We start from the raw sequence: 26,016 nt of genomic DNA, 5'->3' as shown, positions 1-26,016 counted from the left end.
GCTCCACGGTGGTCCCCGAAACCAGTCACGGAGTGCATCGCCGGCCGTGCTGAATGACACGTGTAAGCACACAACAGTAGATCGGCCGCCCTCGGAAGCGACCGGTGGGCGTCGACCGATCCCCCGATCGAACCGATAAAACAATGTCAGGCGAAACAAACACGCTCGAAGCACTCAGTGAGGAGTACCGGGCATCGATACCGACCGACCTCCGGACGACCCAGACCTTCCAGTGGTATCTCGACGCGGTCCGCGACGAACCGCGTATCGCGCGCAACGCCCACCAGCGCGTCGCGGACATGTTCGATTTCTACGGCACCGAGTACGACGAGGACACCGGGATCGTCGAGTACCACCTCGCCACCGAGGACCCGTTGAGCGGAGGCGAGAACACCTTCTTCGGTCGCGAGATCCACGAATCGATCCACGAGTTCGTCAACAAGGCGAAATCCGGGGCCCGCGGACTGGGCCCCGAACGCCGGATCAAGCTCCTTCTTGGACCAGTGGGGTCGGGGAAATCCGACTTCGACCGGCAGGTCCGGCGCTACTTCGAGGATTACACCCTCCGCGAGGAGGGCCGGATGTACACCTTCCGGTGGACCAACCTGTGTGACGTGATCGCCGACCAGGACCCCGCCGACGACGTGGTCCGGAGCCCGATGAACCAGGATCCGTTGGTACTCCTGCCGCTCGACCAGCGAAACCGGGTGATAGCGGAGCTGAACGAACGGCTCGACGCACCCTACACGATCGAGAACGAGCAGGCGCTCGACCCCGCCAGCGAGTTCTACATGGATAGGTTGTTGGCCTACTACGACGACGACCTCCAGCAGGTGCTCGAGAACCACATCGAGATCATCCGTCTGACCGCCGACGAGAACAAACGGCAGGCGGTCGAGACCTTCGAGCCGAAGGACAAGAAGAACCAGGACGAGACCGAGCTCACCGGCGACGTCAACTACTCGAAGATCGCCGTCTACGGCGAATCGGACCCCCGCGCCTTCGATTACTCGGGGGCGTTCTGTAACGCGAACCGTGGTATCTTCTCGGGCGAGGAGCTCCTGAAACTCCAGCGGGAGTTCCTCTACGACTTCCTCCACGCGACCCAGGAGATGACCATCAAGCCGAAGAACAACCCCCGGATGGACATCGACCAGGTGATCGTGGGGCGGACCAACATGCCCGAGTACAAGGAGAAGAAGGGCGACGAGAAGATGGAGGCGTTCAACGACCGCACGAAGCGGATCGACTTCCCCTACGTGCTCCAGTACGAGGAGGAGGCCAACATCTACCGCAAGATGCTCCAGAACGCCGACGTCCCCGACGTCCACGTCGAGCCCCACACCCTCGAGATGGCGGGGCTGTTCGGGGTACTCACCCGGATCGAGGAACCCGACTCGGGAACGATCGACGTCCTCCAGAAGGCGAAGGCCTACAACGGCGAGATCGACGAGTCGGAGGACATCGACGTCAAGAAGCTCCGGGAGGAGGCCGCGGGGACCGCCGAGATCGGTGAAGGGATGGAGGGGGTCTCGCCGCGGTTCATCGGCGACGAGATCGCCGAGGCCATCATGGACTCGATGCATCGTAGTAGAGAGTTCCTCTCGGCGCTGACGACGTTCAACCATCTGGAGGGGAACCTCGAGAACCACGGCTCGATCGCCGAGGACCTCTTCGAGACCTACTACCGCTACCTCGAACTCGTTCGCGAGGAGTACCGCGAACGCGCGATCGAGGACGTCCGACACGCGCTGGCCTACGACCTCGACGAGATCCAGCGCCAGGGCGAGAAGTACATGGACCACGTCATGGCCTACATCGACGACGACACGGTGGAGGACGAACTCACCGGGCGCGAACAGGGCCCCGACGAGACGTTCCTTCGCTCCGTCGAGGAGAAACTCGACCTCCCAGAGGATCGAAAGGACGACTTCCGCCAGGAGGTCTCGAACTGGGTCTCGCGGCGGGCGCGCGAGGGCGATACGTTCAATCCCCAGGACAACGACCGCCTCCGGCGCGCGCTCGAACGCAAGCTCTGGGAGGACAAGAAACACAACATCAACTTCTCCGCGCTGGTGTCGTCGGGCGAGCTGGACGACGACGAGCGGAGCGCGTGGATCGACGCCCTCCGCGAACAGGGCTACTCCGAGGGTGGCGCGAAGGAGGTGCTCGAGTTCGCCGGGGCCGAGGTCGCGAAAGCAGAGATGGAGGGCTGATGAGCGACCGCCAGCCGGCGGGCGAGGCGTTCGTCGGGGCCGCCGACCGGGCGCTTCGGGCGACCTACGAGGAGCCCATGAGCCTCGCGGCGTACGTCGACGCGGCGCTCGCCGACCCCGCGATCGCCGCCCACGCCTCGAAGTACCTCGTGACCGCGATCGAGTCGATGGGCACCCGAACCGTGATCGAGGAGGGCGAGGAGCGCGAGCGCTACCGCTTCTTCGACGACCCGCACAACGACGGCGAACACGCGATCCTCGGGAATACCCAAGTGCTCAACGCGTTCGTCGACGACCTCCGGTCGATCGCGGCCCGGCGCGGCAAGGACGAGAAGATAATCTGGCTCGCGGGCCCCACGGCCACGGGCAAGTCCGAACTCAAGCGGTGTCTGATCAACGGCCTCCGGGAGTTCTCGAAGACCGACGCGGGGCGGCGGTACACCGTGGAGTGGAACGTCGCGGGCGTCGGCGGCGGTGGCGGGCTGACCTACGGCAACGAGTACCGTGACGACGAGGACGACTGGTACCAGAGTCCCGTGCAGTCGAGCCCCCTCACGGTGTTCCCAGCGGCGGTCCGCGCGGAGGTCGTCGCGGCGCTCAACGAACGGCTCGACGACCACATCCCGATCGTGGCCGAGGGCCGCCTCGACCCGTTCTGCCGGGAGGCCTACGACTACCTCGAAGAGCAGTACCGCCGCGAAGGGGTCCGTGACCTGTTCTCGGCCGTAACCGACCGCCGCCACCTCCGGGTGAAGAACTACGTGGTGGACGTGGGCCAGGGCATCGGCGTGCTCCACTCCGAGGACGACGGCAGCCCCAAGGAACGGCTCGTCGGCTCGTGGATGGCGGGGATGGTGCGCGAGCTCGATTCCAGGGGTCGAAAGAACCCGCAGGCGTTCTCCTACGACGGGGTGTTGAGCCAGGGCAACGGCCTGCTCACGATCGTCGAGGACGCCGCCCAGCACGCCGATCTCCTCCGGAAACTGCTCAACGTGCCGGACGAGGGCTCCGTGAAGTTGGACAAGGGGATCGGGATGGACATCGATACACAGTTAGTGATCATCTCGAACCCCGACCTCGAAGCCCAGCTGAACCAGCACGCCGAGCGCAACGCGGGCGACCCGCTGAAGGCGCTGAAGCGCCGGCTCGACAGGCGGGAGTTCGACTACCTCACCAACGTCTCGCTCGAAGCCGAGCTCATCCGGCGTGAGCTCACGAACGAGACGGCGGTCTGGGACTTCGACGAACGGGAACTCGACGAGACGATCCGCGAGGCGGTGACGATGTCGGTCGGCGAGGGCTCCGGGGGGACCGCGACCGAGATCGAACTCGCACCCCACACGGTGGCGGCGGCGGCGCTCTACAGCGTCGTCACCCGGCTGGACGCCGAGGCCCTCCCCGGCGGTCTCGACCTCGTGGACAAGGCACTACTGTTCGACCAGGGCTATCTCCAGCGGGGCGACGAGCGGGTCGAGCGCGAGGCGTTCTCGTTCCCCGATGGGAGCACCGACGGGGAGAGCGGGATCCCCGTGACCTTCACCCGGGACACGATCGCGGACCTGCTCTACGCCGACCGCGACCGCCAGCATTCCGATCTGCCCGTCGAGAACGTCGTGATGCCACAGGACGTGCTCGACGCGATGGCCGAGGGGCTCGCGACGGCCCCCGTCTTCTCGACCACCGAACGCGGCGAGTTCGAGGGCCGGGTGGTGGCGGTGAAGAACCAGGTGTTCGACCGCCAGGAGGACGACGTGCTCGGCGCGATGATGTACGACAAACAGGTCGACGAGGCCACCGTCGCCGAGTACGTCGAGCACGTCTACGCGTGGGCCACCGACGACGCCGTGGAGAACGACCGCGGCGAGGTCGTCGGGCCGGACCCGCTGGTGATGAAGGTCTTCGAGACCGAACACCTCGGTCGGTTCGGGGCCGAGAGCTACGACGGCAACCACCCCTCGCCCGCGGTCCGGGAGTTCCGCACCGAGAAGATCATCACCGCGATGAACAGACACGCCTGGCACAGCCGCGACGACGAGTTCCGGGCCAGCGACGTCGCGCTCACCGAGATCCCCGTGATAGATGCCGTACTCGGGAGCTACGACTGGTCGGACGTCCGCCGGACCTACGAGGACTTCGACCCGCGGCAGTGGCAGGACCCACCGCTAGGGACCGAGACCGCGAGTCTCAAGGACGAAACCATCGCGACGATGGTCGCGGAGTTCGGCTACACCGAGGCGTCGGCCGAACTCACGAGCCGGCACGTCATGGGCCAGGTGAGCTACCGATGGGACTGAGGGACGACCTCGATAGATATCGCGAGGTCGGCGAGGAGCGCCGTCAGGACCTCGCGGAGTTCATCCAGTACGGCGACCTCGGCGGGAGCCGCCCGGATTCGGTTCGGGTCCCGGTCAAGATCATCGACCTCCCCGGCTTCGAGTACGACCAGCGCGACGCGGGCGGGGTCGGCCAGGGCGACGGCGACACCCCACAGCCGGGTCAGCCCGTCGGCGAGCCCCAGCCGGGCGACGAGGAGGGCGACCCCGGCGAGAACGGCGGCGACCACGAGTACTACGAGATGGACCCCGAGGAGTTCGCCCAGGAGCTCGACGAGCGCCTCGGGCTCGACCTCGAACCCAAAGGCAAGCGCGTGGTCGAGGAGACCGAGGGCGACTACACCGACGTGAGTCGGACGGGTCCGAACAGCACCCTCGACTTCGAGCGGATGTTCAAACAGGGGCTGAAGCGCAAGCTCGCGATGGACTTCGACCGCGACTACGTTCGCGAGGCGCTGCGGGTCGACGGGATGGGCCCGGAGGGGGTCTTCCAGTGGGCGCGGGAGCGACACCTCCCGGTGAGTCACGCGTGGCTCAACGACGAGTACAGCAAGCTCGGGGCCGCCGAGCGCTCGCGGTGGGCGAGCATCGACGAGATGGAGGCGAACGTCGAGGAGACCAAGACCGCCGCCCGGATCCGGAGCGAGGGCATCGACCACGTCCCGTTCCGCCGGGAGGACGAGCGCTACCGCTACCCCGAGGTGGTCGAAGAACAGGAGAAGAACGTCGTCGTGGTGAACATCCGCGACGTCTCGGGCTCGATGCGCGAGCGCAAACGCGAACTCGTCGAGCGGACCTTCACCCCGCTCGACTGGTATCTCACGGGCAAGTACGACCGCGCGGAGTTCGTCTACATCGCCCACGACGCCGAGGCCTGGCGAGTCGAGCGCGAGGAGTTCTTCGGCATCCGCTCCGGCGGCGGCACCAAGATCTCCTCGGCCTACGAGCTCGCGGGGAGCGTGCTCGACGAGGAGTACCCCTGGAGCGACTGGAACCGGTACGTCTTCGCCGCGGGTGACTCGGAGAACTCGAGCAACGACACCGAGGAACGCGTGATCCCGCTGATGGAGGGGATCCCGGCGAACCTCCACGCCTACGTCGAGACCCAGCCGTCGGGCAACGCGATCAACGCGACCCACGCCGAGGAGGTCGAACGCCACTTCGGCGACGCCGGGAACGTCGCGGTGGCCTACGTCAACGGCGCGGACGACGTGGTGGCCGCGATCGAGACGATCCTGAACACCGAGGACGAGAACGATGAGTAACACCGACCGCATCACCGCCCGGCGGATCGCCGAATCGCTCGAAGAGCCGGTCGCGGAGGCCGCGAACCTCGCCCGAAAGCTCGGGCTCCGGCCCTACGCCGTCAACTACTGGATCGTCGACTACGACGAGATGAACGAGCTCATCGCCTACGACGGCTTCCAGACGCGCTACCCGCACTGGCGCTGGGGGATGAAGTACGACCGCCAGCGAAAGCAGAACCAGTTTCTGGGTGGGAAGGCCTTCGAGATCGTCAACAACGACGACCCCGCTCACGCCTTCCTTCAGGAGTCGAACTCCCTCGCGGACCAGAAAGCCGTGATCACCCACGTCGAGGCCCACGCCGACTTCTTCGCCCACAACCAGTGGTTCGGGCTGTTCAGCGGTGGGCGGACCCCGAACGCCGCGGCGATGCTGGCGCGCCACGCCGACACCATCGCCGGCTACATGGCCGACCCCGAGATCGAACGCGAGGCCGTCGAGCGCTGGATCGACACCATCCAGTGTCTCGACACCAACATCGACCGACATCGCCCCTTCGCGAGCGCGAGCGCCAACGAACCCGCCGACATCGAGATCGACGACATCGCCGACCAGCTCGCGGAGCTCGACCTCGAATCGACGGTGGTCGAGGAGGTCTTCGACGACGAGTGGCTCGACGCCCAGCGCGCCGAGGAGGAGTCGGCCACGATACCGCCCGAACCCGAGGCGGACCTGCTGGCCTTCTTCTGGCGACACGGGATGGCCTACGACGAGGAGTCGGGGAAGGCCGTCGAGATGACCGACTGGCAGCGCGACGTGCTCGAACTCCTCCGGCGCGAGGCCTACTACTTCGCGGCCCAGCGGATGACGAAGGTGATGAACGAGGGCTGGGCGGCCTACTGGGAGTCGATGATGATGGGCGAGGAGGCCTTCGCCGGAACTGATGAATTCCTGAGCTACGCCGACCACCAGGCGCGGGTGCTCGCCTCACCGGGGCTCAACCCCTACAAGCTCGGCAAGGAGCTCTGGGAGTACATCGAGAACACCGTCAATCGTCGCGAGGTCTGCGAACGCCTGCTGCGGGTCGAGGGGATAACCTGGCGGAACTTCCACGACGTCGTCGATTTCGCGGCGGTTCAGGACGGCCTCGAACCCGACCCGATGGTCGCGGCGGTCGACCCGGACCGCCTCGACGCGCTCGACCCTGCCGACCCGCGGGTCGACGACGAAGCGCTCGCGGAGGCGAGATCCGGTGGGATAGACGTCGAGCGCTACCCGTGGAAGCTGTTCACCTACCGGGGGATGGCCGAGCGCCACTACTCGCTGGTCAAACCCCAGAACCGGGGCTTCCTCGCGCGGACGAGCCGGGAGGAGCTCGAACGGATCTCGCGCTACCTCTTCGACGATTCGCGCTACGCAAGCGTCGCCGAGGCGCTCGCGGACGTCGAGTACGCCGCGGGTTGGGACCGGCTGTTCGAGATCCGCGAGAGCCACAACGACGTGACGTTCCTCGACGAGTTCCTGACCCAGGAGTTCGTCGACGACAACGACTACTTCACCTACGAGTTCACCCGGACCACGGGCGACTACCGGGCGACCTCGACCGACTACGAGGACGTGAAGAAGAAGCTCCTACTCCAGTTCACCAACTTCGGGAAACCGACCGTCACCGTTCACGACGGCAACTACAACAACCGCAACGAGTTACTCCTCGCTCACCACTACAACGGCGTGATGCTCGACCTCGAACAGGCGCGTCAGACCGTCGAGCGCGTGTTCGACCTCTGGGGGCGACCGGTGAAGCTCAAGACCATCGTGAAGGAGCTCGACGACCACGACCTCGAGGTCGCCAAACGCCGCCAGCGCGAACCGGAGCCGACCGAGCGCGGCAAGCTGATCCGCTACGACGGGATGGACTTCTCCGTCGAGGACCTCCCCTGGGAGGCCGTCGAGGACATCGCCGCCACCGACGTCGACTACGACACCAAACCCGACGAGTGGTTGGCCTGATCCACGCTCGACGCTAACTCGTTGGTGCCGTAGTCGGTGTCAGACCCAGTCTCGGTAGCTCGGCTCGAACACGTTCGGCGAAAGCACGGCAACGTCGAGCCGTGCCCCACAGGACGTTTGTCCGGGAACGAGTGGTACGCCGAACGCGACCTTATCGGAGGCTTGCGCCGTCGAACTCGCCGCGGTCGTAGTCGACGTCCATGTAGTCGAGCAGCGTCGGCGCGATGTCGAAGAGGTTGGTGTCGTCGCCGATCGAGACACCGGGTTCGTCGACGAACAGCGAGGTGTTGTCGAAGCTGTGCATCCCGTTTCGCGGGCCGGTGGCGAAGACCGAGTCGTGCCCGGAGAAGCCGGCCTTGAGGTCGAAGCCGTGGCTCGGGATCGCCACCAGGTCCGGCGCGATGTCGTCGTGGTCGCCGCGGAAGGCCTCCTCCTTCTCGACGACGCGCTCACAGACCTTCTTCCCGTCGGGCCCTTCGAGCACTTCGAGTTCCGCCTTGAGTTCGGCACGTTTCTCCTCGTACTGGTCCTCGGGAACACCACCCCGGGGCTCGCGACCTTCGAGGTTGATGTAGAAGCGACCGGGGATGAAGGCGTAGGCCTCGGCCTCTTCGGAGATGTCGGCGAGGCTGTCGTGGTCGTCGTCCTCGTAGGAGAGCCATCCCTCCTGTTCGAGCCACGCGTTGAAGTGGACCTCGTGGTCGAGGGTGGTGAAGCCGTGGTCGGAAGCCACGACCATCGTGACGTCCTCGGGGAGCATCTCGCGGAGCCGACCCAGGTAGTCGTCGACCTTCTTGTAGAAGTCGAGGAACTCCTCCTTGTACTCGCCGTCGCGCTCGTAGTCCTTGAACAGGAAGTGGTTGACGCGGTCGGTGGTCATGAAGACGCCGAAGAACAGGTCCCAGTCGTCCTGTTCGATGTAGTGGCTGAAGCCCTCGAAGCGCCCGTCGAGCACGTCGTGGGCGTCCTCGATGAACTCGGTCTTGTCGTCGTCGTGACCGAGTTTGGCGTTGTTGTCGATCCGGTAGCCGGTGTTGTTGAGGGTGTTGCGCATCTCGTCGGGGTAGGCGGCCTCGTCGACGCCCGGCGAGAGGAAGCCCGAGACCATCCGCTGGACGTCGCGCTGGGGCGGGAAGGTCACGGGGACGTTCATGACGGTGGCGTCGCGACCCGCGTCCTCGACGCGGTCCCAGACGCGGTCCGCCTGAACGTCGCGCCCCATCGGGACGTAGGTCTCGTACGAGCCGACCTCGCGGTCCTGGAAACCGTAGACGCCCGTCTCGCCCGGGTTCACGCCGGTCGTGAGCGAGGGCCAGCACGCGCTGGACTCGGGCGGCACGATCGACTCGATCGCGTTCGAACTCCCCTCGTTCGCGATCGCGGTGAGGTTCTCGAAGACGTCCGGGTTGTCCTCGATCAGGCTGTACGGAACGCCGTCGATACCGAAGAAAGCGACCCGTGGGGCGTCGTCGTCGCCGCGGATCCGGTCGAACAGTCCCATGGAGGCCTAACTCCGGAGGGACACAAAGATGGTTCGTTTTCGGTCGTCGTTTTCGGAGCTGTGAGGCCGGAAAAAGAACCGCTCCGAGGACTACCCGAACTGCTCCTCGTAGAGCTCTTGGGCGTGCTCGATCGCGTCGTAGGCCGCCTGCTTGTCCTCCCAGCCGAGGGTCTCGACCTGCTTGCCCGCTTCGAGGTTCTTGTAGGTCTCGAAGAACTCCTCGATCTCGTCGAGTTGCTGCTGGGGGATGTCCTCCAGGTCCTCGATGTGGTCGAATCGGGGGTCCTCGACCGGGACGGCGATGACCTTGTCGTCCTGCTCGCCGTCGTCGTCCATCCCCATCAGCGCCACCGGCCGCACCTCGATGACGCAGCCGGGGAAGGTCGCGTCCTCGACCAGCACGAGCACGTCGAACGGGTCGCCGTCGTCGTAGTAACACTGCGGGATGAAACCGTAGTCGTGTGGGTAGTGGACGTTCGAGTGGAGCACCCGGTCGAGCACCATCCCGGGGATCTCCTTGTCGTACTCGTACTTGTTGCGCTCACCCTTGAGACACTCCACGACGGCGTGGATCGTCTCGGGCGCGTCCGGGCCGGTTTCGAGGTCCGTCCAGAGGTTCACCATCGTCCCCCCCTCCGGAAGGCAGCCAAAAAGTATTTTCTATCCGGACGTCTGCTCCACGGTATCGCGTTCGTGAGCGGGCGACGGCTTCGGTTCCCGGTCGGATCTCCCCGTTTTCCGATATAGTTAGGAAGTATTAAATAGTTAGATGACATCTGTCGGCCCGATGTCAGAGACACGAACGGTAACGGACCGAAGCGTCGCCCGCGACCTCACGGCGTTCCAACAGAACATCCTCGCGATACTGTCGGACGACGCGATGTACGGGCTGGCGATCAAACGCGAGCTCGAATCCTACTACGACTCGGAGGTCAACCACGGGCGGCTCTACCCCAACCTCGACGACCTCGTCGAGCTCGGGCTGGTCGAAAAGAGCGAGCTCGACAAACGAACCAACCAGTACGAGCTGACCGACGAGGGCTACGACGCCGTCATCGACAAGCTCGAGTGGACCCTCTCGAAGTTCGTCACCGACGACGACCGCGCGGAGACGGTGCGCGACCTCGTCGAGACCCAGTAATCGGACCCCGCTTCGGGGTCACTCGTCCTTTTCGAGAGCGGTAGCCACGTCCGCGACCAGCGACAGCGAGGTCTCGACCGCCGCCCGCTGGTCGTCGGTGGGCCACGCGTTCCGCACGAAGTACTCGGTTCGGAACTCCGTCCGGTCGGCCTCGGTCGCCGTCCCGACCCGGCGGGCGCGGTGGTTGCTCATGAAATCCGCGAAGACGCGTGCGTTCGCGCCGTGGACCGGGCCGTGGGCGTCGGCGACGCGCTCGGCGACGCGGTTGTTGTGCGTCGCGAGCGCTTCCCAGTCCCCGCCCGGCTCGGTCCCCGAGAGCCGGCGCTCGACCGCCCGGTCCGTGTCTTCGATCCGGTCGGTCCGAACCTCCCCGTCCACGATCCACTCGCTCGGATAGCAGACCAGGACGTCGCCGTCGGGGTCCTCGCGGACCCGTGCGGTGAACCCGTGCTCGGCGAGGCGGTCGTCGCGGCGCTCGCGGCGGGCGGCGCGCTCGTCGGGGTCGGTCGCCGTCCGCGCGAGCCGGGTGAGCCGTTCGGCTTCGTCGGCGACCTCGGTCGGGAGCTCAGCCATCGAAGGCCTCGTTCGCCAGCCGGTCGGCGCGTTCGTTGACCTCGCGCGGGACGTGTTCGATCGACCACTCGTCGAACCCGTCGAGGAGTTCGCGCGCCCGAACGCGGCGCTCGCGGAGCCCGGGGTCGTTGGTATCCCAGGCCCCCCGCACCTGCTCGACGACGAGTTGTGAGTCACCACGGACGTCGACGGTCGAGAAGCCGTACTCCCGGGCGAGTTCGAGCACGCGGAGCAGGGCCTCGTACTCGGCACGATTGTTGGTGGTCTCGCCGATCCGCTCGCTGCCCTCGGTGACGATCCCCGAGCTGTCGACGATCACCCAGCCGACCGCCGCGGGACCGGGGTTGCCGCGCGACGCGCCGTCGAAGTAACAGTGGGCGCGGCCGCCGGCCTCGCGAACGATCGCTTCGAGTTTCGCCGGGTTCGCGCCCTGGATCACGAGCTTTCCCTCGTAGGCCACCGCGGTCGCCCCCTCGTGGGTGGCTCGCCAGCGCTCGTGGTCGGTGTTCCCCGGCTCGACGGCGATCCCGGCGGTTTCGAGGCGCTCGCGGGCGTGCTCGGTGTCGCACTCCATCACGGGCATCACCCCGAGTCGAGCCAGCGCGGCCAAAGCGATTCCGGTCGGTCACCGGACGCCGACCCGGACCGAAACGACGACGTTCGGTCGGCGAACACCGGCAAAGCCGCCGGACAGCGCGGGAAAAGCGGGCCGAACGCGAACCCGCACAAGATTTATAAACTGCCACGATACTACTATAAAAGTGCAATGACACGGTCCACTCGTCAGCGGGAGCGGCAGGCCGAGACCGAAACCGAAGACGACGAACGAGAGGGCGTGCGGGGGTGTCCGGAGTGTGAGTCCGAGAACCTGGTCAAGAGCGCGGACCGGGGCGAGCTCATCTGTGAGGACTGTGGACTCGTTGTCGAGGAGGAGAACATCGACCCCGGTCCGGAGTGGCGGGCGTTCAACCACGCCGAGCGCCAGCAGAAGAGCCGCGTGGGTGCGCCGACCACCCAGACGATGCACGACAAGGGGCTGACGACGACCATCGACTGGAAGGACAAGGACGCCTACGGTCGTTCGATCTCCTCGAAAAAGCGCTCCCAGATGCACCGCCTCCGGAAATGGCAGGAACGGATCCGGACGAAGGACGCTGGCGAACGCAACCTCCAGTTCGCCCTCTCGGAGATCGACCGGATGGCGTCCGCGCTCGGGGTTCCCCGCTCCGTTCGCGAGGTCGCTTCGGTGATCTACCGCCGCTCGCTCGCCGAGGACCTCATCCGCGGGCGCTCGATCGAGGGCGTCGCCACCTCGGCGCTCTACGCCGCCTGCCGGAAGGAGGGCATCCCGCGCTCGCTCGAAGAGATCTCCGAGGTCTCCCGTGTCGAACGCAAGGAGATCGGTCGGACGTATCGCTACGTCTCCCAAGAGCTCGCGCTCGAGATGCGACCCGTCGATCCCAAGAAGTACGTCCCGCGTTTCTGCTCGGAACTCACGCTCTCGGAGGAGGTCCAGTCGAAGGCCAACGACATCATCGAGACCACCGCCGAGAAGGGCCTGCTCTCGGGGAAGTCCCCGACCGGCTACGCCGCCGCCGCCATCTACGCCGCCTCGCTGCTCTGTAACGAGAAGAAGACCCAGCGCGAGGTCGCCGACGTCGCGCAGGTGACCGAGGTCACCATCCGGAACCGGTACCAAGAACAGATCGAGGCGATGGGCATCCACAGCTAACCACCCACTTTTTTCCACGGGGGCATCGCGCTCGCTCCGCTCGCGCTCAACCCCCGCGCAAAAACCTGGACTAAAAAGGGCCGCTCGCTCACCGTCGGCTCGCTCGCGGTACAACTACTAACCACTCCCGCAACAGCTACACACCGCCAACCGCTCCGCCACGGCCACGAGCCTCCCCAGCCGATTGCGCTCCTCGATCGCTCGCTTCGCTCCCTCTCTGCGGTGCTCATCCCTCGCACGCCGGTTCGCGCCCGGTGCTCACTATCGTTCGCACACGGGCGACGAGCGCGCGCCGGCCCAAGGGTTCAAATTCACGAGGGTTCAATCCAAAGCTAAGACGACTCGGTCGCTGACCCGACGAAACGAACCCATGTCCCACAACAGAACGACGATCCGGACCGGACTGAAGGGCGCGCTCGGCGGCGTTTTCGGGGCGCTCGTCGGTGGCGTCGTGTTGTTCTCGTGGTTCGGTCCTCCGTCGAAAGCGCCGCAGTCGCCGCCCTCGTCACGGCCGTGTTCGCTGCCATCGGCGCGGGCATCGGTGCCACCCTGCGCGAGCAGGAAACGTAGCGGTACGCGTCGCCCTCGGGCGATCTTGTCGGCCGGCACTGTCCACCCAAGCGTTCAAAGCCGCTCGCCCCCTCCCTTCTCACGATGCGACTCGACGAGTACTTCGAGGAGATCGAACGCGACGAGGCCGCCGAGCGTCGCGAACTGGTGAAGGAGAAGTCCTACGCCATCACCGACTACCTCGACGACGTCGAGTACGAGTTCAACAAACGCGTTTCGGGTGACGCACTTCTCGGAAGCACCTCACCCTCCATCTTCGTCGGTCGGTCGTCCTACCCCAACGTCTCGACCGGACTGCTCTCGCCCGTCGGCCACGAGGAGCGCGCCGCCGACTTCGAGACCAGCGGCCAGTGGTACGACCAGGGTTTCTCGATCGAGGACGTCTTCCAGCACCGTACTGGCCTCGTGAACACCTCCCAGAAGACCGACGTCGGCAACGTCGCCGACGCCTGGAACGGCTTTCTGGGAACCCAGCGCGAGATCGCCATCGCCGACAAACCGGTCGACATCGAGGTCGGCCTCGACGGCCCGCTCGACGTGGACTTCTCGGTCTCGGAGGCGGACGTCTCCTCGCCGACCGGCCCGCGCGCCCACGCCACGAGCGCGACCCTCACCGAGAACCCACACGTTCCGCGCCCGGTGAAGAAGACGCTCGAAGACGACGACTGGCGCGCCGAGGGCGCGATGAATTACCTCTACAATCGGGGCTACGACGTCTACGACATCAACACCATTCTCTCGGCAGGCGCGCTCGGCGAGACCGAGACCCGGCGGCTCGTTCCCACCCGCTGGTCGATCACCGCGGTCGACGACACCGTCGGGAAATTCCTCCGCGGCGGGATCCACAACGCCACGGCGGTCGACAAGACGGAGGTCTACTACAACGAGTACCTCGGGAACAAGTTCTGGGTGCTCCTCACGCCCGGCGACTGGGAGTTCGAACTCGTCGAGCTCAAAGCCCCGGGCAGCGTCTGGAACCCCGACCCCGACAGGGGAATGTGGATCGCCGCCGACCGCGAGGGCTACGACGGCCGAACGGGCTACGTGGCCGAGACCGCGGGTGCGTACTACGCAGCTCGGTTGGGTGTGCTCGAACACCTCAAGGAACGCGGTCGTCAGGCCTCTGTGCTCGTCCTCCGGCACGTCACGCCGGACTACTGGGGCCCCACGGGCGTCTGGCAGGTCCGCGAGACGGTTCGCAACGCCTTCGACGCCGAGGGCGGGGAAGCCGAGTCGTTCGGGAACGCGCTCCGCGACCTCGAACCACAGCTCCCGGTCTCGCTCGGGCGGCTCCGCCGGAAGTCGACGATGGTGGCCGGCGTCCAGTCGCGACTCGACGCGTTCGCGTGAGACGATACCCGGATTTTTGACCCCCCGCGACCGACTGCCGTCATGGTAACGACAGCCGGACTGCTGGGCCGTCTCCGGGCGATCGTGGTCGCCGTGTTGGTCATCGTCGCCGGATTCATCCTCGGGGGGATACTCAGCCTCGCCGTTCTGTTGGGGCTCCCCGCCCTCGGCGTACGACTCTCGTTGACCGCCGAGACCGTCCTCGGACTGGTCGTCCTCCAAGGTATCGCCTTCCCGCTCACCACGCTCGCGTATCTCCGGCTTCGGGGTGTCCGATTCGGCTCGTTCGTTCGAACCAGAACGCCGACGCTCCGCGATATGGCCTGGACCGTCGGTGGCTACTTCCTCGTCCTCCTATTGGTCTTCACGCTGTTGTTCGCCGCCGTCGCGGTCGGCGCGCCAATGGCCGAACGGACCGACCAGGCCGCCCTCCAGGACCCGGGAACCCTGCTGTGGCTCATCCCGCTCGCCTTCCTCCTGATCGCGCCCGGCGAGGAACTGCTGTTCCGCGGTGCCGTCCAGGGACGCCTCCGCGAATCGTTCGGCCCGGTCGGGTCGGTCGTGCTTTCGAGCGCGAGCTTCGCACCGGTCCACATCCTCGCGCTGAGCGGGTCCGTGCGGGCGCTCATGGTCACCGTCGCGGTTCTGTTCGTCCCCGCACTCGTCTTCGGCGCGACCTACGAACGCACGAACAACCTCCTCGTCCCGATACTCATCCACGGGGCCTACAACGCCACGCTCTTCGGGATCGCCTACCTCGCGTTCAGCTACGGTGCGCAGGGAGCCACCGTGCTACAGCTACTGGTCGGCTAAAGAAAGGTAGTCAACAAACGGATCCCTCTGGGGGTTCCACGGTCGTCTTCTCAAACGAACGGACGACGGCTCTGTCCGCGCAGCTGCTGGATGAGTTCGGTGCTCTACGAGTCGTCGTCCGCCGTCGGCACGGGCCCGGTTCCGACCACCTCGCGCACGCTGGCTTCGAACTCCTGGCGGCGCTCGAAGTAGGTGATGTCGACGTCGCTCAGGGCGTCGCTCACCGTTCGGGGGCCGTCCGGGGTTCGGATCTCGATGTCGCCCACTCTGCGTTCGAGGTCCGACCGGGTGATACCCCACGTGAGTCGCGCGGCGACCCGCGCGAGCGGTGCACCCTCGACGGCGTTTCCCTCGCCGAGCTCGACGACCGGCTCGTTTTCTTCTTCCTCGTCCGCCTCGTCGTCGGCCATGCGCCATCCTCGGACGGGACCCGATTAGAGCTTTCGGACCCACTTTTTTACAGGGGGTCCTCCGTCGCGCCTCCGGCGCTCCGTCGAACCCCCTGCAAAAACCTGGACTAAAAAGGCCGCTCATTCACCCCTTCGGGGTTCATTCGCGGTGAACCACACTCGCTTCGCTCGTGTGGACGCTATCACGTTCCGCGACCGCACCGCACGGCACCGCCAGCGCCGAAGCCCTCGCGCCCTCCGGGCGCTCGCCCTTCATCCACCAGGACAGCACCGCTCTCCTGAGCCTCGGCTCGCTCCCGCTCGCCGAGACACCAGGCCCGCACCGCAACCGCGGCCGCACCGACCGCACAGCGGCCGCTATCCGAGACATCGAGTATAACCGTCGGCAGGGGCTGGGGGCGATATGGCAGACACCGAAGCCGCCGTCGAGACGTTCCTCGACAAGGCCGACGCCGTGTTCGCGGACTACGAGAACGGTTACACCGACCCCGACGACGCGCTCGCGGTCCTCGAAGCCCACGTCGACGCGCTCCGCGACGACCTGGAGTGACGACGAACATCAACAGTTATCGCCGCGCGGCCGTCCTGTAGAACCATGACCGACTTCTCCGACCGCGTCGAACGGATCGCCATCAGCGGCATTCGCGAGGTGTTCGAGGCGGCGGGCGGCGACGCCATCAACCTCGGCCTCGGCCAGCCCGACTTCCCCGCACCCGAGAACGCCCGCGAAGCCGCGATCGCGGCCATCGAATCGGGAGCCGCCGACGGCTACACCTCGAACCCCGGTGTCCGACCGCTCCGGGAAGCGATCGCCGACAAACACGCTCGCGACAACGGGATCGACCTCCCTCCGGAGAACGTCATCGCGACCGCGGGCGGCAGCGAGGCGCTCCACCTCGCCATCGAAGCCCACGTCAGCGCCGGCGAGGAGGTCATCATCCCCGACCCCGGTTTCGTCTCCTACGCCGCACTGACCCACCTCGCGGGTGGCGTCCCGAACCCCGTCGGCCTCCGCGAGGACCTCACGATGAGTCCCGAAGCGGTCGAGGCGGCCATCACGGACGACACCGCGGCGTTCGTGGTCTGCTCGCCCGCGAACCCCACCGGTGCCGTCCAATCCGAGGAGGACATGCGCGAGTTCGCCCGGATCGCCGACGAACACGACGTGCTCTGTATCTCCGACGAGGTCTACGAGCACATCGTCTTCGAGGGCGAACACCACAGCCCGATGGAGTTCGCCGAGACGGACAACGTCGTCGTCGTGAACGCCTGCTCGAAGACCTACTCGATGACCGGCTGGCGGCTGGGCTGGGTCGCCGCCTCCGAGCGCCGCGCCGACCGGATGCTCCGAGTCCACCAGTACGTCCAGGCCTGTGCCTCCGCACCCGCCCAGTACGCCGCCGAGGCCGCCATCTCGGGCCCCCAGGACCGCGTCCACGAGATGGTCGACGCCTTCGAGGAGCGCCGCGACGTTTTGCTGGATGGGCTCGCCGACGCCGGCCTCGAAACCCCGACCCCCGAGGGCGCGTTCTACGCGATGCCGAAGGTCCCCGAGGGCTGGGTCGACGAGTGCCTCGCGCGCGACATGGTCGTGGTCCCCGGCGACGCGTTCGGCGAGCGCGGTGCGGGCTACGCCCGGATCTCCTACGCGACGGACGTCGAGGAGATCAAGGAAGCGGTCGAAGTCATGGACGACGCCGCGGCGGCGGTTCGCTGAACGCAGTCGCCCGGCGAGCGATCGCGCTCCCTGGGAAGCGACGAGCCGATCCACGGTCATCGATCGTTTTGAAGAGAGCGCAACCTACACAGTGACGAACCGGTTAGGCAGTGTGTGGAGAGACCTCCCGTAGTCAGTATCGACGACGGTCGGTGTTTTGTGGCGAAACGACGGACGCACGGTCGCCGTGCGGCCGGCGGTGGACGATGAGTTTCCTCGACAGGCTGGCGAACGCCGACCGGGAGCACCCCCGGTTCGTCTACGTCATGGCGTTCGTCGGTGCGCTCAACGGCCTGCTGTTCGGGTTCGACACCGGCGTGATAGCGGGGGCCCTGCCCTACATCCAGGAGTCGTTCACGCTCTCGACGTTCCTCCAGGAGGTGGTCACCGTGAGCGTCCTCGTCGGCGCGATGATCGGTGCGGCGACCGGCGGACGGCTGGCCGACCGGTTCGGTCGCCGTCGGTTGACACTCGTCGGTGCGGTGATCTTCTTCGTCGCGGCGCTCGGGCTCGCGACCTCGCCGTCGGTCGAGTGGTTGATCGGCTGGCGGATCGTGCTCGGCGTCGCGGTCGGGATCGCGTCGCTGATCGGGCCGCTCTACATCTCCGAGACCGCGCCCGAGGACATCCGGGGCACGCTCGGCTTCCTCCAGCAGCTGATGATCGTGGTCGGGATCCTCGTGGCGTACATCGTGAACGCGCTCTTCGCACCGTCGCTGCTGGGGGTCATCGGGTGGCGCTGGATGCTCGGGTTCGCCGCGGTGCCCGCGGTGATCCTCGGGGTCACGATGTTCTTCCTGCCCGAGAGCCCGCGGTGGCTGGTCGAACACGACCGGCGCGACGAAGCCCGGGACGTGCTCTCGCGTATCCGGAACGAGGCGGACTTCGAGAGCGAGATCGAACGGATGGAGGAGATCAGCGAGCGCGAGTCCCAGGGGAGCTGGCGGGACGTCCTCGAACCCTGGATCCGGCCCGCGCTCACCGTCGGGGTCGCGCTCGCGGTGCTCCAGCAGGTCACCGGGATCAACACCGTGCTCTACTACGCCCCGACGATCCTCCAGAACATCGGTCTCGGCTCGGCCGCGTCGCTGTTCGGGACGATCGGCATCGGGATCGTGAACGTCGCGCTCACGATCGTCGCGGTCTACTACGCCGACCGGATCGGCCGGCGACCCCTCCTACTCGTCAGCGTCGGCGGCATGACGGTGATGCTCGGCGCGCTCGGCCTCGGCTTCTACCTCCCCGGTCTCTCGGGCGTCGTGGGCTACTTCACGCTCGGCAGCATGATCCTCTACGTCGCCTTCTTCGCGCTCGGCCTCGGACCGGTGTTCTGGCTGCTGACCTCCGAGATCTTCCCGCTCCGCGTCCGGGGGACCGCCGAGGGGATCACGACCTTCTTCAACTGGTCGGCGAACCTCATCGTCTCGCTCACCTTCCTCTCGCTGATCGAGCGGTTCGGCCAGACGGTTTCGTTCTGGGCTCTCGGGGTCTTCGGGGTGCTCGGCTTCGTCTACATCTACTTCCGCGTCCCCGAGACGATGGGTCGTTCGCTCGAAGACATCGAGGACGACCTCCGGTCGAACGCCATCATGGGGAGCGACGCCGAGTCGTCGGACTGACCGGCTACGCGCCCCGAATCGGTTTCGGTGCGTTTCGTGGACCGACCAGAACCTTCATCTCGGTCGCTTTCGACCCCAGAGCGTGCGACAGATACGGACCCGGGTGCCGGGCGAGTCGCGGTCGGCGGTCACGACCGCGCTGACCGACGAGGACATCGATTATCACCTCACCGAGGAGGTGAGCGGTCGCGGCGCGGTGATGCTCGACGTCCCGGTGCCCGGCGGCGGGGTCGAACCGGTCCTCGACCTGCTCTACGACGCGGGGCTACCCGAGGACGCTCACACCGTCGTCACCGAGGTCGAGACGCGGGGGGCGACGACCCAGGACGTCGACGACCTCGCGGACCGGTTCGTCGCGGGGCCGAAGGGCGATTCGGGGATCTCCTATTCGGAGATCCGCGAGCGCGCGGCCGACCTCCAGCCGGACCGCCCGACCTACATCGCGTTCGCGGCGCTGAGCGCGGTCGTCGCGGTCGCGGGGCTCCTCCTCGACTCCGCGATCGTGATCGTCGGCGCGATGGTGGTCGCGCCGTTCGCGGGCTCGTCGCTCTCGGCCGCCGTTGGCGCGGTGATCGACGACCGCGAGATGGTTGTCGAGAGCGTCGTCTCCCAAGTGCTGGGTCTGGTGGTCGCCTACGTCGGCGCGGTGGCGATGAGCTTCGTGCTCCGTCGGACCTTCTTCGTCCCCGCGTCGCTCGCGATCACCAGCGTCGACCAGGTGTCGGCCTTCCTCACCCCGAGCCTGCTCGCGGTGGTCGTCGCGCTCGCGGCGGGCGCGGCGGGTGCGCTCGCGCTCGCGACCGACCTCCCGGTCTCGATCGCGGGCGTCGCGGTCGCGGCGGCGATCGTTCCCTCGGCGGGGACGGCGGGCATCGGTACCGTCTGGGGGCAGCCGCTCGTGGTGGCGGGTGCGTTCGCGTTGCTCTTCATGAACGTCGTCTTCATCAACGTCAGCGCCTACGTCGCGCTCGTCGCGCTCGGCTACCGCGAGTCGGTCGTCGGGAGCGTCCGCGAGAACCTCTCCGTCTCGCTTCGGACGGGTGCGTACGCCCTCGTCGTGCTCGCGTTCGTCGCCAGCATCGTCGTCGTGAGCGCCGCGACGGCGAGCTACGTGAGCTTCGAGGGCTCGGTCAACCAGGAGGTCCAAACCGCGATCGACGGCCCGGCCTACGATGGGTTGGACCTCACCGACGTCTCGACGAGCTACGACGCGGGCGACGTGTTCGGCGGCGAGGTGACGGCCACGGTGACGCTCGACCGAACGACCGGCACGGCGTACCCGGGGCTCGCGGAAACCCTTCAAGAGCGCATCAGCGCGGCCACCGACCGGCCGGTCACGGTGGAGCTCAGATACGTCGATTACGAGTCGGCGTCGCCCGGCGACTGAGCCGTCACCCACCGACGGTCGTTTCGGCGCTCGGCGTACCGAGGAAAGGTTCGTTCGCGAGACGTCGATCCACAGCCGTAAGACGCCTGCGTGTGCAGGCCATCTCGTGCGGCTCATCAAGCTCGTCGTGCCCGATGGACAGCGTGAAACCGTCCTCGACGTTCTCCGGACCGAGAACATCGATCGGGTGGTGACCGAGGACGCGAGCGAGCGCGACGCTTCGACGCTGGTCGAGTTCCCGCTGCCGACACAGGCCGTCGAGTACGTTCTCGGCGAGCTCCGCGAGGCCGGGCTCGACGACACGAACTACACCGTGATCGCCACCGCCGAGACCGCGAAGACCACCCACTACAACGAACTGGAGAACCGGTTCGTCGCGGGCGTCGAGGAGGACGACAGCGTCGCCCACGAGGAGATCCGGGCGAAGGCGCTGGACATGCACCGGAACCCGCTGACCTACTACGCCATGACGCTGTTCAGCGCGGTGGTGGCGGCCGCGGGACTCCTCCTCAACTCCGCCGCGATCGTCGTCGGTGCGATGGTGATCGCTCCACAGGTCGGATCGGCGATGATGAGCAGCGTCGGGATCGTCCTCAACGACCGCAAACTCATCGGTTTGGGACTCAAGTCGCTGGCGGGCGGGCTGACGGCGGCGGTTCTCGCGGGAACGGTGCTGGCGTTCGCGCTGAAGGCCGGTGGGGTGGTACCCACGGCTCTCGACGTCTCGGCGGTGGCCCAAGTGAGCCAGCGAACGTCGCCGGGACTGTTGGCGCTCGCGGTGGCGGTCTGTGCCGGCGCGGCTGGCGCGTTCGGGCTCTCGACCGGGCTCTCGGAGGCGCTCGTGGGCGTGATGATCGCCGCGGCCCTGATCCCGGCCGCGGCAGCGGTGGGTATCGGGGTCGCGTGGGGACTCCCGGCGGTGGCGCTCGGTGCGCTCGCGCTCTTAGTCGTGAACACCGTCGCGGTCAACCTCGCGGGCGTGCTCGCGCTCGTCTACCTCGGCTACCGACCCTGGATGGGGAACGGCACTCGAAGCGGGTTCCGACGGCTCGCGCCCGCACTCGGCGCGCTCGCGGTGTTGCTCGCCGTGTTCGCCGTCTCGGGAACCGTGATGGCGGGCCAGGTCTCGTTCGACCGGGATATCAACGACGCCGTGGAGACGACCCTCGATCGGCCGGCCTACGCGGCCGTCGACCTCGAAACCGTCCGGACACAGGTGATACTCACGAGCCTGTCCGACGACCGACGCGAGGTCGCCGTGGTCGTGAGCCGACCCACCGGCGAGTCGTATCCCGGCCTGCCGCAGGCACTCGCTGAGCGGATCGAGACGCGAACCGGCCACGCCGTCGACATCGAGCTCACGATCCACGACCGCCGTCGGTTCTCGCCGGACTGAACCGTTCCCGTTCGGCTTCCGGACGGTCACGTGACCTCCATCGGTAGCCGCACATCTATGTGACTGGCAACCGAACGAGGGACATGGCCGTCGCACGCCACGATTCGGGGACCGGGGCGGCGCTCTCCGCGCTCGCCTCACAGGTCCACCCGGTGTTCATGCTGCCGCCGCTCGCGGCCTCGGTCTTCGGTGCGGTGCTCGCGCCGACGGCCGTGCCAGCAGTGGCGGCCGTCCACGTGGCGGCGATGTTCTTCGCCGTCTACACCGCCCACGTCAAGGACGGCTACGTTGACTTCTACGTTCGCGGGGAGGACGACGACCACCCGCTCACGGCCGGTGGCTGCCGCCTCGGGCTCGTCTGTGCCACCCTCGGCTTCGCGGCGTGCTGTAGCTGGCTCTGGCTGACCGTCGGTCCCGGTGCGGCGCTCGTCACCCTCCCGACGTGGCTGGTCGCCTACCTCCACGCACCACAGCTCGACATGCACCCCGTGAGCGCCACGATGGGCTACCCGCTCGGGATCACGCTCGCCATCCTCGGTGGCTACTACGTCCAAGCCGCCGGGTTCTCGGTCCCGGTCCTCGGTTTCGCCGCCGTCTTCCTCGTGTTGCTCTCGGGGATCAAGGTCATCGACGACGCGAAGGACTACGACTACGACCGCTCGATCGACAAACGGACCGTCGCGGTCGTCCTCGGGCGGGCCCGCGCCCGCCGGAGCGCCTACCTCCTGTTGGCCCTCGCGCTTCTCGGAACCCTCGCCGGCGCGCTTCTGGGGACCTTCCCGCCGAGCACCGGGCTCGCCGTCGTCGCCTTCGCCGGCGTGGCGCTCACCACCCGACGGCTCGACTCCCGGCGCGCGACGGAGGTCCTGATGCGGGGGTCGTATCTGTTCCTCGGACTGCTCTTCCTCGCAGTCCTGATCGAGCCGTTCTCGTGGATCTGATCAGGATGGGTGTGGTCGGCGCGCGGGAGCGCGTCGGAGACGCGCGACTCGCGCGAGGGATGACTGAGCGAGTGAACGGAGTGAACGAGCGAAGGAATCGGCTGGGGAGGCTCGTGGTTTGCGGTTCTCGTTTGCACCGGGCGAGTCGCCGTTGACGCGATAGCGGACCGAGAAATCGCGCGCCCAAGTCGTGCTATCTTAGCCTACTTCGCAAACACGAGCGGCTAACGAAACGAACAAACCCTCGTCGTCAGGTCGCCGTGCTCACGATCTTCACCACGTCGCCCTCCGAGAGCTCGTGGTCCTCGCCCACCCGCCGGTTCGAGCGCGCGTCCACCGCATGAAGATAGCCATCCCCGATGTCCGAGTGGACCGCGTAGGCCAGATCGCGTGGGGTCGAACCCCGAGGAACGAGAAACGCGTCGGGCAGGACGTTGCCCTGGCCGTCGGTCCACTTCGTCTCGTTCTGGACGGGGTACACAGTGATGTGATCGAGCAGGTCGTAGACGGCGGTGTCCAGCGCCGTCTGGATCCCGGTGCCGCCGTGGTCGGCCATGAGTTCTCGGACCTGGTCGAGCCCCGCGCGCTGGCCGTCGGTGAGGTCGCCGGTGATGGAGAAGTCGGGGTCGCCGGGGCGGTAGTCGATCGCGCCCGCCTCCGCGCCGCGCCGGAGCGCGAGTTCGCCCTCCGCGGTCGCCGGGATCGCCTCGCCCGCGGCCTCACGGAGCGCGTCGAGCGCGCCTGCGGGCGCGATGTCGGCCTTGTTCGCCACCACGACGAGGGGTTTGGTTCGCTCGCGGACCTGGCGGGCGAGGGCGATTCTGTGCCCGTCGGTCCACTCGCGCGGGTCCGTCGGATAGTCGAGCTCGCGGAGGGTCGCGGTGATGGCTGCCTCGCCGACACCGATCCCCGAGAGCATCTCCCGGAGCGCCTCGTCGATCGAGAAGTTCGGCGCGCGCGACCCGCGGGCGATGGTCTCCCAGTTCCGGTCGACGATACCGGCGAGCCACTGCTCGATCTCCTCGGTGATGAAGTCGACGTCCTCCGTGGGGTCGTGCTCGCCCACCTCGACGGGTTCGCCCTCGGCGTTGGTCCCCCCCGACGAATCCACGACGTTCAGGATGACGTCGGCGTTCGTGAGTTCGTCGAGGAACTGGTTACCCAGCCCGCGGCCCTCGTGGGCCCCCGGTACGAGGCCCGCGACATCGAGGAGTTCGACGGGCACGTAGCGCGTGCCGTCGTGACAGTGTTCGTCACCACAGCGCTCCTCGCGAGCGAGACAGGGACAGTCGGTGCGAACGTGGGAGACCCCACGGTTCGGGTCGATGGTCGTGAAGGGATAGTTGGCGACGTCGACGTCGGCCATCGTCGCCGCCGCGAAGAACGTAGATTTGCCGGCGTTCGGCTTGCCGGCGAGCGCGAGCGAGAGCATGGGCCGACTACTTCGGCGGCGTGAAACTGCCTTTCGATCCGTCGGGTTCGGTTCGCTCGTCGTCCGACTCGACCGTTCCGTCGACGTCGTCGGCGTTCGTCACCGTCTCGGTTTCGGTATCCGATGCCGCGGTATCGACCCCGCGCTGGGCCCGGACGACCGTCATCTCGCCGCGGGCGCGCATCTGCCCCTCGACCACCGCGCCCTCGTGGAGGCGGAGCCGTTCGCACGCGATGTCGCCGCGGATGTGGGCCCCCGCCGCGACCTCGACCGCGCCGTCGCTGGTGGTGACGTCGCCGTGGACGACGGTGCCCTCGTCGAGGCTGATCGACTCGCGCGCCCGGAGGCTCCCGAATATCTCGTCGTTCGCACCGACGGAGATACTCTCGGCGCGGAGGTTGCCGTGGAGCCGACAGTCGTCGCCGACCCGGGCGGGCGTCGAGACCCGCCAGGCGTCGTCGCCGAGCGTCGCGTTCTTCGGGACGACGAGCGGCTGGTCGTCGTGGCCCTCGAACACCTCCGAGAGCACGTCGTCGGCGAGTTCCTCCTCGCCGCGCCGGAGGAGGTGGGTGAGGTAGGTGAAGAGGAAGACCAGCGTCGGCACGGGGTTCCGGATGACGATCCAGCCGTTGGCGTCGAACCCCTCCTCGATGGTGACGTCGTCGCCGATGTCGAGGTCGCCCGCGACGACGAGCTGGCCACCGATCTCGACGCGCTCGCCGATGTAGGCGTCCGCGCCAACGAGCACGTTGCCGTTGACTTCACACCACATGTCGAGCCGGCAGTCGCCGCTCGCCTCGATGTCCCCGTCGAACGTGACGCGCTCGCCCGCGACGACGTTTCGACCACGGACGCCGAGCGCTATCGTGCTCTGTGTTCCGACGATCACGTCGGCATCGGCCACGATATCGTGTTCCTCGACCGTGGTCCCATCGGGGACGACGAGTTCGGAGAGGGGGTCCGAGCGGAACGACACACGGCAGAATCGGGGGCCATCCCTAATAAATCCAGTCTCCGACGCGAACGCGAGTCGTTTTTATTCGTCAACCGCGCTACGGTGGGTATGACCCTCCTCTCGTTCGACGAACAGGGTGTGGACGTGGTCTATGAGGGTACCGAGTTCCGGCTCGAACGCGCGCTGATCGAAGAGGCCATCGGCAAGACCTATCCCGAGGTCACCGACCACGAGGTGCTCAAGATCGTCGAGCCCGACCCGACCCTCTCGGGCGAACCCCGCCGCATCGCAGAGATAACCGCCTGAAACCCCGTCGCCCTCAGCGTTCGGTGACGGAGTCGACGTCGAACTGAACGACCTCGGGTTCGCCGGTGAGATACTCGCCGACCGCGTCCTCGAAGGTCCCGAAGTGGTCGGACTGGCCGTGGGCCGCGAACGCCTCCTCGTCCTCGTAGCGCTCGAAGAAGCGGATGATATTGGGGTCGGTGACGTCCGTCGTCGCCCGATACTCGATCACGCCGTCCTCGGCCCGCGACCCCTCCACGAGGTCGGGGAGGAGTTCGAGCGCGTCGTCTCGGTGGGCCGGGTCGACCGGAAAGCTCGCGTGAACGACTAACATCGACGTTCCTTCGGCCGGCCGCGGGAAAGCCGTGGCGCTTCGGGGACCGGGTCGAC

23 protein-coding genes are annotated in these 26,016 nt (G+C 67.0%); 15 read left to right on the top strand and 8 right to left on the bottom strand.

All coding sequences use genetic code 11. From position 1 onward, the window contains the following. Nucleotides 1-143: 143 nt before the first annotated feature. From D3261_RS06225 to D3261_RS06210, 4 genes are read left to right on the top strand one after another with little or no spacing between them, the layout of a single operon-like run. A complete protein-coding gene (locus D3261_RS06225; RefSeq protein WP_120070360.1) occupies nt 144-2,216 on the top strand; it encodes a PrkA family serine protein kinase in 2,073 nt (690 codons plus the stop codon). Then, nucleotides 2,216-4,510, top strand: coding sequence for a PrkA family serine protein kinase (locus D3261_RS06220; protein WP_120070357.1), 2,295 nt, complete (start codon nt 2,216-2,218; stop codon nt 4,508-4,510). The genes D3261_RS06225 and D3261_RS06220 overlap by 1 nt, the downstream gene beginning before the upstream one ends. Then, entirely contained in the window at nt 4,501-5,814 is a 1,314-nt protein-coding gene (locus tag D3261_RS06215; protein WP_120070354.1) for a YeaH/YhbH family protein, read from the top strand. The genes D3261_RS06220 and D3261_RS06215 overlap by 10 nt, the downstream gene beginning before the upstream one ends. Continuing rightward, nucleotides 5,807-7,804 (top strand): SpoVR family protein, encoded by a 1,998-nt coding sequence (locus tag D3261_RS06210; protein WP_120070352.1) that lies wholly within the window; start codon nt 5,807-5,809, stop codon nt 7,802-7,804. Before D3261_RS06215 ends, D3261_RS06210 begins: the two co-directional genes overlap by 8 nt. 151 nt (nt 7,805-7,955) lie before the next feature. On the opposite strand, the gene D3261_RS06205 is transcribed toward D3261_RS06210, so the two are convergent. Continuing rightward, nucleotides 7,956-9,305: an alkaline phosphatase family protein gene (locus D3261_RS06205; RefSeq protein ID WP_120070349.1), complete on the bottom strand. Its 1,350-nt coding sequence runs from the start codon at nt 9,303-9,305 to the stop codon at nt 7,956-7,958. A gap of 90 nt (nt 9,306-9,395) precedes the next feature. Then, a complete protein-coding gene (locus D3261_RS06200; RefSeq protein WP_120070346.1) occupies nt 9,396-9,929 on the bottom strand; it encodes an inorganic diphosphatase in 534 nt (177 codons plus the stop codon). 163 nt (nt 9,930-10,092) lie between these two features. On the opposite strand from D3261_RS06200, the gene D3261_RS06195 reads away from it, so the two are divergent. Continuing rightward, nucleotides 10,093-10,446, top strand: coding sequence for a PadR family transcriptional regulator (locus D3261_RS06195; RefSeq protein WP_007692983.1), 354 nt, complete (start codon nt 10,093-10,095; stop codon nt 10,444-10,446). An 18-nt stretch (nt 10,447-10,464) separates the two neighbouring features. Here the strand turns inward: D3261_RS06195 and D3261_RS06190 are convergent, their stop codons facing one another. Both D3261_RS06190 and rnhA read right to left on the bottom strand, forming a co-directional pair. Further along, on the bottom strand, nt 10,465-11,019 hold the full coding sequence (locus D3261_RS06190) for a rnhA operon protein (RefSeq protein ID WP_120070343.1): 555 nt from the start codon (nt 11,017-11,019) through the stop codon (nt 10,465-10,467). Next, entirely contained in the window at nt 11,012-11,602 is a 591-nt protein-coding gene (rnhA, locus tag D3261_RS06185) for a ribonuclease HI (protein ID WP_120070340.1), read from the bottom strand. The genes D3261_RS06190 and rnhA overlap by 8 nt, the downstream gene beginning before the upstream one ends. Nucleotides 11,603-11,785: 183 nt before the next feature. Here rnhA and D3261_RS06180 point away from each other — a divergent pair, with 183 nt between their 5' ends. From D3261_RS06180 to D3261_RS06165, 3 genes are all read left to right on the top strand, one after another. After that, nucleotides 11,786-12,751, top strand: a complete 966-nt coding sequence (locus tag D3261_RS06180) for a transcription initiation factor IIB family protein (RefSeq protein ID WP_120070337.1) — start codon at nt 11,786-11,788, stop codon at nt 12,749-12,751. 654 nt (nt 12,752-13,405) lie between these two features. After that, entirely contained in the window at nt 13,406-14,671 is a 1,266-nt protein-coding gene (nreA, locus tag D3261_RS06170; RefSeq protein ID WP_120070335.1) for a DNA repair protein NreA, read from the top strand. Between the two features lie 42 nt (nt 14,672-14,713). After that, nucleotides 14,714-15,484, top strand: a complete 771-nt coding sequence (locus tag D3261_RS06165) for a CPBP family intramembrane glutamic endopeptidase (RefSeq protein WP_233553906.1) — start codon at nt 14,714-14,716, stop codon at nt 15,482-15,484. Nucleotides 15,485-15,588: 104 nt separating this feature from the next. Here the strand turns inward: D3261_RS06165 and D3261_RS06160 are convergent, their stop codons facing one another. Further along, nucleotides 15,589-15,894, bottom strand: a complete 306-nt coding sequence (locus D3261_RS06160; RefSeq protein ID WP_120070333.1) for a DUF5789 family protein — start codon at nt 15,892-15,894, stop codon at nt 15,589-15,591. A gap of 403 nt (nt 15,895-16,297) precedes the next feature. Between D3261_RS06160 and D3261_RS20315 the strand changes: the two genes are divergently transcribed. The 6 genes from D3261_RS20315 (at nt 16,298) to D3261_RS06135 (ending at nt 22,954) form a co-directional block, all read left to right on the top strand. After that, entirely contained in the window at nt 16,298-16,444 is a 147-nt protein-coding gene (locus tag D3261_RS20315; RefSeq protein WP_199693933.1) for a hypothetical protein, read from the top strand. Nucleotides 16,445-16,489: 45 nt separating this feature from the next. Further along, complete coding sequence (locus D3261_RS06155; protein ID WP_120070330.1) at nt 16,490-17,611, top strand: pyridoxal phosphate-dependent aminotransferase; 1,122 nt, start codon at nt 16,490-16,492, stop codon at nt 17,609-17,611. A 206-nt stretch (nt 17,612-17,817) separates the two neighbouring features. Then, nucleotides 17,818-19,230, top strand: a complete 1,413-nt coding sequence (locus D3261_RS06150; RefSeq protein ID WP_120070327.1) for a sugar porter family MFS transporter — start codon at nt 17,818-17,820, stop codon at nt 19,228-19,230. 82 nt (nt 19,231-19,312) lie between these two features. After that, nucleotides 19,313-20,617, top strand: a complete 1,305-nt coding sequence (locus D3261_RS06145; protein ID WP_120070324.1) for a DUF389 domain-containing protein — start codon at nt 19,313-19,315, stop codon at nt 20,615-20,617. Nucleotides 20,618-20,723: 106 nt separating this feature from the next. After that, nucleotides 20,724-22,013, top strand: a complete 1,290-nt coding sequence (locus D3261_RS06140) for a TIGR00341 family protein (RefSeq protein WP_120070321.1) — start codon at nt 20,724-20,726, stop codon at nt 22,011-22,013. Between the two features lie 83 nt (nt 22,014-22,096). Further along, entirely contained in the window at nt 22,097-22,954 is an 858-nt protein-coding gene (locus D3261_RS06135; protein WP_120070318.1) for a UbiA family prenyltransferase, read from the top strand. A 250-nt stretch (nt 22,955-23,204) separates the two neighbouring features. Here the strand turns inward: D3261_RS06135 and D3261_RS06130 are convergent, their stop codons facing one another. Together D3261_RS06130 and D3261_RS06125 are read right to left on the bottom strand one after the other, a co-directional pair. Beyond that, on the bottom strand, nt 23,205-24,386 hold the full coding sequence (locus D3261_RS06130) for a redox-regulated ATPase YchF (protein ID WP_120070316.1): 1,182 nt from the start codon (nt 24,384-24,386) through the stop codon (nt 23,205-23,207). 7 nt (nt 24,387-24,393) lie between these two features. Further along, complete coding sequence (locus tag D3261_RS06125) at nt 24,394-25,362, bottom strand: polymer-forming cytoskeletal protein (protein ID WP_120070313.1); 969 nt, start codon at nt 25,360-25,362, stop codon at nt 24,394-24,396. An 87-nt stretch (nt 25,363-25,449) separates the two neighbouring features. Between D3261_RS06125 and D3261_RS06120 the strand changes: the two genes are divergently transcribed. Beyond that, a complete protein-coding gene (locus tag D3261_RS06120) occupies nt 25,450-25,647 on the top strand; it encodes a DUF5800 family protein (RefSeq protein ID WP_120070310.1) in 198 nt (65 codons plus the stop codon). A gap of 13 nt (nt 25,648-25,660) precedes the next feature. Here D3261_RS06120 and D3261_RS06115 read toward each other — a convergent pair whose 3' ends face one another. Next, entirely contained in the window at nt 25,661-25,960 is a 300-nt protein-coding gene (locus D3261_RS06115) for a putative quinol monooxygenase (protein ID WP_120070308.1), read from the bottom strand. Nucleotides 25,961-26,016 lie beyond the last annotated feature (56 nt).

Origin of the sequence: Halococcus sp. IIIV-5B (assembly GCF_003602035.1) — an archaeon.
Taxonomy (GTDB): Archaea; Halobacteriota; Halobacteria; order Halobacteriales; family Halococcaceae; genus Halococcus; species Halococcus salsus.
This window is presented reverse-complemented; position numbering and strand designations above follow the sequence as displayed.